This window comes from Bilophila wadsworthia ATCC 49260, from assembly GCF_000701705.1.
GTDB lineage: Bacteria > Desulfobacterota > Desulfovibrionia > Desulfovibrionales > Desulfovibrionaceae > Bilophila > Bilophila wadsworthia.
Genome location: NZ_JNJP01000026.1, coordinates 39,148 through 45,725, shown reverse-complemented (window position 1 = coordinate 45,725; position 6,578 = coordinate 39,148). Strand labels below are relative to the sequence as shown.

Genomic DNA, 6,578 nt, shown 5'->3' with positions numbered 1-6,578 from the left:
TCTATTCAAAAAATAGCAGTGGACATATCACGTCCATTGCTGCTGTGACTTATGAAGACGGCACGAGAGAACTTGTGGCGGATAGCCCTCTCCAAATCAACGACATACAAATAAAACAGGTTGTTGACGGCGGAAGAAGGGTAATCGTGCTCTCTGGGGCGCGTGGCAAGGAAGGGTATTCATTTCGTTTTTCCCCGGACACGGGGGAGGCATATATGGATGGCCGTGTAATACATGCGAAAGCCGATACCGCCGGATACGCAGATACCGCCGGGAGTGCGAATGCGCTTGGCGGCAAAGCTGAATCGGCCCTCTCCGTAGCGTATGCAAGGGACTCTGGGGCGATGAACGGCAAGGCCGAAAGTGCCCTTTCCGTCAACTATGCAAACAGTGCTGGACAAGTATATCTAGCAGGTTCGGCAGTGCAATGGGTCGTCAATCTCTCAGGTCCACAAATCACAGTGCCGCTCGGTGGTACATATAATGTCGTGTGTATCTGCTTCAACGACAGTGGCGGCAAAGGCGCTGTGAAGCACTACCCCAATATTGCCGGGGGCACAGTAATCCCGAACGCACCCACAGACTACATGGTCGCCGGGCTTTGTGCTCGTGTTGCATAAAAAGAGGTTAAAATGATTGATTTTTCGCAAATCATCCACCGCACTTTTGACGACTCATACGTCATCACGAAAAATGGTATGCCCTACCATGTCTATCCCTACTCTGCCGAATTCGCGGAAGAATGGGACGAGGCATTTGCCTATGCCGAGGCGCACCCTGAATGCGTGACCGAAGAAAAGCCTTATGTACCCACGCTTGATGAACTGAAAGCAGCGAAGAAGGCATGGATCGACGCTGAAACGTCCGCCGCCATTGCTTCCGGGTTCGACTATGCCGTGGGCGGAGTCACCTATCATTTCAGCTATGACACCTTTGACCAGCAGAATTTTGCGGATACGGCGAACGTTTGCATCATGAAACAGGCGGGGATGCCGGGCCTGCCCGACTCCGTAATGTGGAACGCCTACACGGTGCCGGGCAATGAGCTGGTGCGGCTGACGTTCGACGCATCGGGCTTCCTCGCGCTCTATGCTGGCGGGGCTATGCGGCACAAGAACGGGACGATGCAGCGCGGCGGGGAACGTAAGGCGGCTGTGGAGGCCGCGACCACGCCGGAAGAGATTGAAGCCGCATGACCTACGGAAAACGAACGTTGATCGCCGTCGACCAGCTCATCAATACGCTATTCATGGACTGGCCCGACGAGACCCTGTCCTCGCGCTGTTACCGCTGGGCGCGGGACGGGGTGAGAGCGTGGCCCCGCAAGCTCGTGGACGGGCTGTTCTTCTGGCAGAGGGAACACTGCAAGAGCAGTTACGAGAGCGAGAGGGAGGGGAGACAGTCGCCGCCGGAATTGCGGAGAGTATAATGGTCTCTCGATTCGTTGTGCAATCGCTGCAATTTGATGTTGACTCGTATGGACACAGAGCTAGTGTCCGGTCACGAGGAGGCGGTTATGAGTCTAATCACCCAGTATAATGCAGTAAACAACGGATGGTGTCCGTACAATATCGGACGGCGATGTCTTGGAGACAAGTGCTTGGGATGGCTCTGGGCCGCTCCCGAAGAGGCCACCGAAAATTCTTCTGTCTGCAAGGATGCCGCAGGTGCCGCATGCAGTGAAGACTGCAGCCAGTGCGCGTACCGTCTGGGGCGCTGCGCCCTGATCTCTGCCGAGCAGCAAGACGATCAGCAAGATATGCCCGTCTACCGAGGGAGCTTTATCATGTCTGCGGAATGACGGGGGTACATATGAGAGCCACATGAAGGCCGGGAGTAATCCCGGCTTTTTTTGTGTAAAAACATCTGGTTATCGCAAGAAATGACTTGCATCTCTTTGCAGCAAGAGCGAACACACAACCACGGAAAGGAACAAAAGGCAAACAACAACGACAAGTTAAGGAGATAAAGATGAACATTTTTTTAATCGAAACGGAAACAAACCATTTCGCCAACCAAATTTTCTCAGCTTGGGTGAAAAAGACGCTCCCAGACTGGAACCTCATAAAGATCGAGTCGGATAGTGATAACGTCATAGAACTGGTGCAGGTGGCGCTGACCCAAAATATATCCAAGGTGATCCATCTTGGAAATCCCACGATTGGAGCCATCATACAGATGAGCATGGCTTTTTCGATGGGGATGCCGGTATACGCCCTCGGCTTGCCGGTTGACAAACAGGATGCCGCTTTCCGGGGGATACTTGAGGACTGGAGCTACGAAACCGAAGACTTTGAGCGGAGCCTGAAGAGCATTTTAGGCAAGGCGGCGTAAGCAAAAGGGGTGGGCGGGGTACTTCCCCGCCCTTAAAAATCCTTTGAAATCAGCAAGAAATGACTTGCATCTCTTTGCAACAAGAGCGAACACACAACCACGGAAACGAACAAAAACAAATAAAAACAAGGTGTTGAAATGTTTAATGTAGCAAAGGCTCTCGAAAATTTCTGCAATGCATATGAAGGCGAAGTTACTTTTTACCCTGATTATTCAGGGAGATGCATGTACGGGAGAACATGCCCCGGCATAACCGTGAATGACGACCTCCAGCCGTTTGAGCTTGCCCTCGCACTTGCTGACTTTGTCAGCGAAACTGAAGAGGTTACCCCCTACGAGCTTGGCGATATGCTTGGGACAAGCCGCGTCGATTCGATGGGGCTTGGGTACATCGTCTACTTCCCTAACGCGGCATAACGGAACCGGCCCCCTCCAGAACATCGGAGGGGGCCGCATCAGAACTAAAAAATTCTTTAAAATCAGTAAGAAAAGACTTGCATCCATCCGCAACAAGAGCGAACACACAACCACGCCACGGAGCGGAAACGAAATACAAACCAAGGGGTTAGTGATATGGATCGCAAGTTTGGAGTCGAGCTGGAGCTGGTCGGAATCACCCGGGAACAGGCGGTAAGGGCCCTTACCGGAGTGGGCATTACGGTACGCGAAGAAGGATATAATCACGAGACTCGTAGGCACTGGAAGATCGTCAGCGACTCCAGCGTGATGGGAGGATTCGAGGTTGTCAGCCCCGTTCTGCAGGATGAGGCCGGGCTTGATGAAGTTCGCAAGGCCGCAACCGCATTGGATGACATGGGAGCTACGGCGAACCGGAGTTGCGGATACCATGTCCACCTTGACGCCGGAGACTTGACTGCGAACGACATCCGGGCCATCGTCACCCGCTATGCAGACCACGAAAGCGAGATAGACGCCTTTATGCCGCCGAGCCGCCGAGGAAACAGCAATGTGTACTGCAGCAGCGTGATGCAACTGGCGCGAAGCGAACGCTTCCGGAGCGCCGGGACGATACGCGACCTCGTCAACGCGCAGGGCGGGCGCTACTTCAAGGTCAACCTGCAGAGCTACTATGTCCACAAAACGATTGAATTCCGCCAGCATAGCGGGACAATAAACGCAGCGAAGGTTACAAACTGGGTGCTTTTCCTGCAACAGTTTGTCGAAACCTGCCGAAGGCCAGCCAGCGCGGAGATTGCGGTGCGCGGCGGGGTACAGGGACGGCTTGCCGCGATACTCGCCGAAGGCCCGGTGACGCTGGAGGCCCTGCAGGAGCACTTTGGATGGCTTCCGCATACGGCTCGCGCCACGGTAGCCCGCCTTCGCCGCACGGGGCTTCAGATCGGAGCGATAAAGCTGGACGGTAAGCCCGGATACAAGCTCATCGGCAACGAGCCGACGACGCTCACCATCGGACTTTTTGACGGAATAGACGCCAACATAGCGGAATTTTACAGAAACCGTACTGCCGTATTTGCGGCGAGGGAGGGAAGATGAAATACAGGATGCTGAACGGGAAGATCGTGGGGGCGGACAGCCCCCGCCAACTGGCGGAAATCATGAACGAGATGGTGATGACGCCAGCGGAAACACTGGAGGACTGGATGAAGGATTCCGCAAAACGGGCGCAAATCTACAGCGGCAGCATAATACGATGCACAACGATAGAGGAGCACATTGAAGATCTCATCGCCGCCGGATTCATCACGCCGGTTGAGTGAGTCCCCAATATCCCCAAATCTTCAATGGATTATACGGGATAACTGAGAAAAACACAAGTATCTTGCACGGCTGAAAAATACTTTGCACAGCTTGCGAGGATTCCGGAAAACGCCTCTGGTTTGCGTCATGGTACGCGCCAGAGGCTTTCTTTTTTGGGAAAGTTTCAGACGGCAGAGGAGGGGGCAGTTGTGATGCCCCCTCCGGAGAGACGTCCGGCTGAGTGGACGTAGCTCCCCACGGCACCACGGACATAAGCGAGATGCCCGCAGTGATTCCGCCTGCGTGATTGCCCACGGATAGGGCGCAGTCACGCTATCAGAGGCCGGAGTCCGGTGCAAGCTGCAAAGGACTGGCAAAATGACTGAGCTGAAGGAGATCCGGTGTCACAAGTGTGGAAAACTGCTGGCAAAGGGCGAGGCTCTGGTTCTCGAACTCAAATGTCCACGCTGCAAGGCGTACAACTTCCTGCGAGCCGTGAGCGCCAGACCAGAGCCGCGAGAAGGTCGAACCGAGATGATGAGTGACGCAAGATAACGAAGGTTTCAAGCCCATCCGCTCGCCTCTGGCTGGCTGGATGGGCGGCAAGTTCCAGCTCTCCAAGCGCATTGTCGCCGCCATTCCCGAGCACATCTGCTACGTCGAGCCTTTCGCGGGCGCGGCATGGGTACTGTTCCGGAAGCCGGAGTCCGAGGTCGAGGTTATCAACGACATCAACAGGGAGCTGGTGACTTTTTACCGATGCATCCAGCATCATCTGGAAGAATTCGTCCGCTATTTCAAGTGGGTGTTAGTGAGCAGGGACGAGTTTGAGCGCCTGAAACGGGTCGAACCCGACACGCTGACGGACATCCAGCGGGCGGCGAGGTTCTACTACCTGCAGCAGCAATGCTTTGGCGGGCGCATTACCAACCCATCCTTTGGATACGCCGCCGTGCGCGGCCCGAAGCTCAACCTGCTCCGCATTGAAGAGACACTCTCCGCCGCACATCTGCGCTTGGCACGGGCGTATGTGGAATGCTTGCCGTACCACGAGGTCATCCGGCGTTATGACAAGCCCACCACCTTCTTTTACATCGATCCTCCGTACTGGGACTGTGAGGATTACTACGGCAAGGGATTCTTCAGCCGGGAGGACTTCGGCAAGCTGGCGGATCTGCTGGAGGGCGTGCAGGGGAAATTCATCCTGTCCCTGAACGACACGCCCGGCGTCCGAGAGACATTCAAGGCGTTCCGATTCGAGGAGGCGGAGGTCAACTACACCTGCTCGAACGGCAAAAATCTAAAGTGCGGGGAAGTCCTGATCCGGAATTTTAGTATAAATTAATATCATATTTAACAACAAAAGCCCTCTTCAATCATTGAAGAGGGCTAATTTTTATTTTTCATATTTAGTAAATTTTAAAATTTTATTTTTAGGTAAAATACGTTCATCTCCAATTCTATCGAAATATGTCTGTTCAAGACCTAATAGTCTGATTACATCTAAAGCGCCTAAATTTGATATTTGTTCTAAAGAAATACATAGCTGTTTAAAAATAATATCAGCACTAGCTTCTAATAGATTTGGAGCCTCTAAAGGTGTTGTTTCATCATATGGTTCACAGGTCCTCCAACCTTTGCGAGAAAGATTTATTTGAATATTCTTGTGAGCTTGTTCAGAAATAATATTTAACTGGAGACAACGCCTGACTTGAGCAGCAATTGAAATTTTCCATTTTTGTTTTAAAATACGAAAAGTATCTAAGCTGGCGTAAGAAAAATCCCTCGCATACCCTTTTTCAGGCATAAGAAACGCTGATGCAAATAACCACGCCTGCTCCTCAATTATTTTGAGATTTGTATCTGCAGGAGTTATATGTCTATGTAAAACAAGATGCCCTAATTCGTGGGCCATGCTCATTCTATCTCTATATGCTGTTGTATTTTTTGATAAAAATACAACAGGAATGGTGCCTCCATGTAACCAACGTGAAAAACCATCTTCGCTGGAATCCATATCTAGTCGAACAACTAGACATCCATTGTTTTCAAGTAACTTTATCATGTTGGGAATTGGACCAAATTTTAAACCCAACAGTTCCCGTGTTTTATATGCAGCTTGTTCTATCTTGTTTTTTTCAACAGTTGCCCAGTGCTCTCCCAAAGAGAGTTGAGGAATATTAAGTTTAGGGATATCAACGTAATTAAGAATTTCATCAAGTAACTCATCTAATAGTGCGCTATGCTGTTCCCATTGTTCTTGGAATATCTTTTTTTGTCGCCGCAATGCTCGAAAATAAACAGGAGTTTCGAGTCGATCTGGCATGGGCTTACAAAAAAAACTTTCGGGAAGGGAGAGCGCGTTTGCTAATCTAGTCAGGGAGTCTTGACGCGGCTCCCGTGTCCCGGATTCATAATGAGAGAGGGACATCACAGATACTTGGGAAAGCATAGAGAGAGAGGTCTTTGTTAGGCCCCGTAGTTCCCGCGCTTGCCGCAAACGTTCTTTGATGAAGCTTGCCATG

10 protein-coding genes are annotated in these 6,578 nt (G+C 51.7%); 9 read left to right on the top strand and 1 reads right to left on the bottom strand.

What is annotated here, in order from left to right:
• The 9 genes from T370_RS25385 to T370_RS0110645 form a co-directional block, all read left to right on the top strand.
• The coding region (locus T370_RS25385; RefSeq protein ID WP_029435713.1) for a hypothetical protein at positions 1-620 on the top strand (620 nt) is incomplete at its 5' end.
• Positions 621-632: 12 nt separating this feature from the next.
• Entirely contained in the window at positions 633-1,196 is a 564-nt protein-coding gene (locus T370_RS24335) for a DUF4376 domain-containing protein (RefSeq protein WP_248604248.1), read from the top strand.
• Positions 1,193-1,429 carry a hypothetical protein gene (locus tag T370_RS0110680; protein WP_029435711.1) on the top strand — a complete coding sequence of 79 codons (237 nt, stop codon included), beginning with the start codon at positions 1,193-1,195 and terminating at the stop codon, positions 1,427-1,429. The genes T370_RS24335 and T370_RS0110680 overlap by 4 nt, the downstream gene beginning before the upstream one ends.
• Before the next feature lie 542 nt (positions 1,430-1,971).
• Positions 1,972-2,334, top strand: a complete 363-nt coding sequence (locus T370_RS0110670; protein WP_029435709.1) for a hypothetical protein — start codon at positions 1,972-1,974, stop codon at positions 2,332-2,334.
• A 138-nt stretch (positions 2,335-2,472) separates the two neighbouring features.
• On the top strand, positions 2,473-2,751 hold the full coding sequence (locus tag T370_RS0110665; protein WP_156034401.1) for a hypothetical protein: 279 nt from the start codon (positions 2,473-2,475) through the stop codon (positions 2,749-2,751).
• Between the two features lie 156 nt (positions 2,752-2,907).
• Complete coding sequence (locus T370_RS0110660; RefSeq protein ID WP_029435707.1) at positions 2,908-3,849, top strand: amidoligase family protein; 942 nt, start codon at positions 2,908-2,910, stop codon at positions 3,847-3,849.
• Positions 3,846-4,073: a hypothetical protein gene (locus T370_RS0110655; RefSeq protein WP_029435706.1), complete on the top strand. Its 228-nt coding sequence runs from the start codon at positions 3,846-3,848 to the stop codon at positions 4,071-4,073. The genes T370_RS0110660 and T370_RS0110655 overlap by 4 nt, the downstream gene beginning before the upstream one ends.
• A 358-nt stretch (positions 4,074-4,431) precedes the next feature.
• Complete coding sequence (locus T370_RS24330) at positions 4,432-4,608, top strand: Com family DNA-binding transcriptional regulator (RefSeq protein WP_156034400.1); 177 nt, start codon at positions 4,432-4,434, stop codon at positions 4,606-4,608.
• Positions 4,595-5,398 carry a DNA adenine methylase gene (locus T370_RS0110645; protein WP_248604247.1) on the top strand — a complete coding sequence of 268 codons (804 nt, stop codon included), beginning with the start codon at positions 4,595-4,597 and terminating at the stop codon, positions 5,396-5,398. The genes T370_RS24330 and T370_RS0110645 overlap by 14 nt, the downstream gene beginning before the upstream one ends.
• A gap of 51 nt (positions 5,399-5,449) precedes the next feature.
• Here the strand turns inward: T370_RS0110645 and T370_RS24325 are convergent, their stop codons facing one another.
• The gene (locus tag T370_RS24325) at positions 5,450-6,577 is read right to left on the bottom strand and encodes a helix-turn-helix domain-containing protein (protein WP_081847538.1); all 1,128 of its coding nucleotides are present in this window, start codon (positions 6,575-6,577) and stop codon (positions 5,450-5,452) included.
• Between the last annotated feature and the right edge of the window lies 1 nt (position 6,578).

Coding starts and splice junctions, on each gene's coding strand:
- T370_RS24335 (WP_248604248.1), top strand. CDS start 633: ATGATTGATTTTTCGCAAATCATCCACCGCACTTTTGACGACTCATAC.
- T370_RS0110680 (WP_029435711.1), top strand. CDS start 1,193: ATGACCTACGGAAAACGAACGTTGATCGCCGTCGACCAGCTCATCAAT.
- T370_RS0110670 (WP_029435709.1), top strand. CDS start 1,972: ATGAACATTTTTTTAATCGAAACGGAAACAAACCATTTCGCCAACCAA.
- T370_RS0110665 (WP_156034401.1), top strand. CDS start 2,473: ATGTTTAATGTAGCAAAGGCTCTCGAAAATTTCTGCAATGCATATGAA.
- T370_RS0110660 (WP_029435707.1), top strand. CDS start 2,908: ATGGATCGCAAGTTTGGAGTCGAGCTGGAGCTGGTCGGAATCACCCGG.
- T370_RS0110655 (WP_029435706.1), top strand. CDS start 3,846: ATGAAATACAGGATGCTGAACGGGAAGATCGTGGGGGCGGACAGCCCC.
- T370_RS24330 (WP_156034400.1), top strand. CDS start 4,432: ATGACTGAGCTGAAGGAGATCCGGTGTCACAAGTGTGGAAAACTGCTG.
- T370_RS24325 (WP_081847538.1), bottom strand. CDS start 6,577: ATGGCAAGCTTCATCAAAGAACGTTTGCGGCAAGCGCGGGAACTACGG.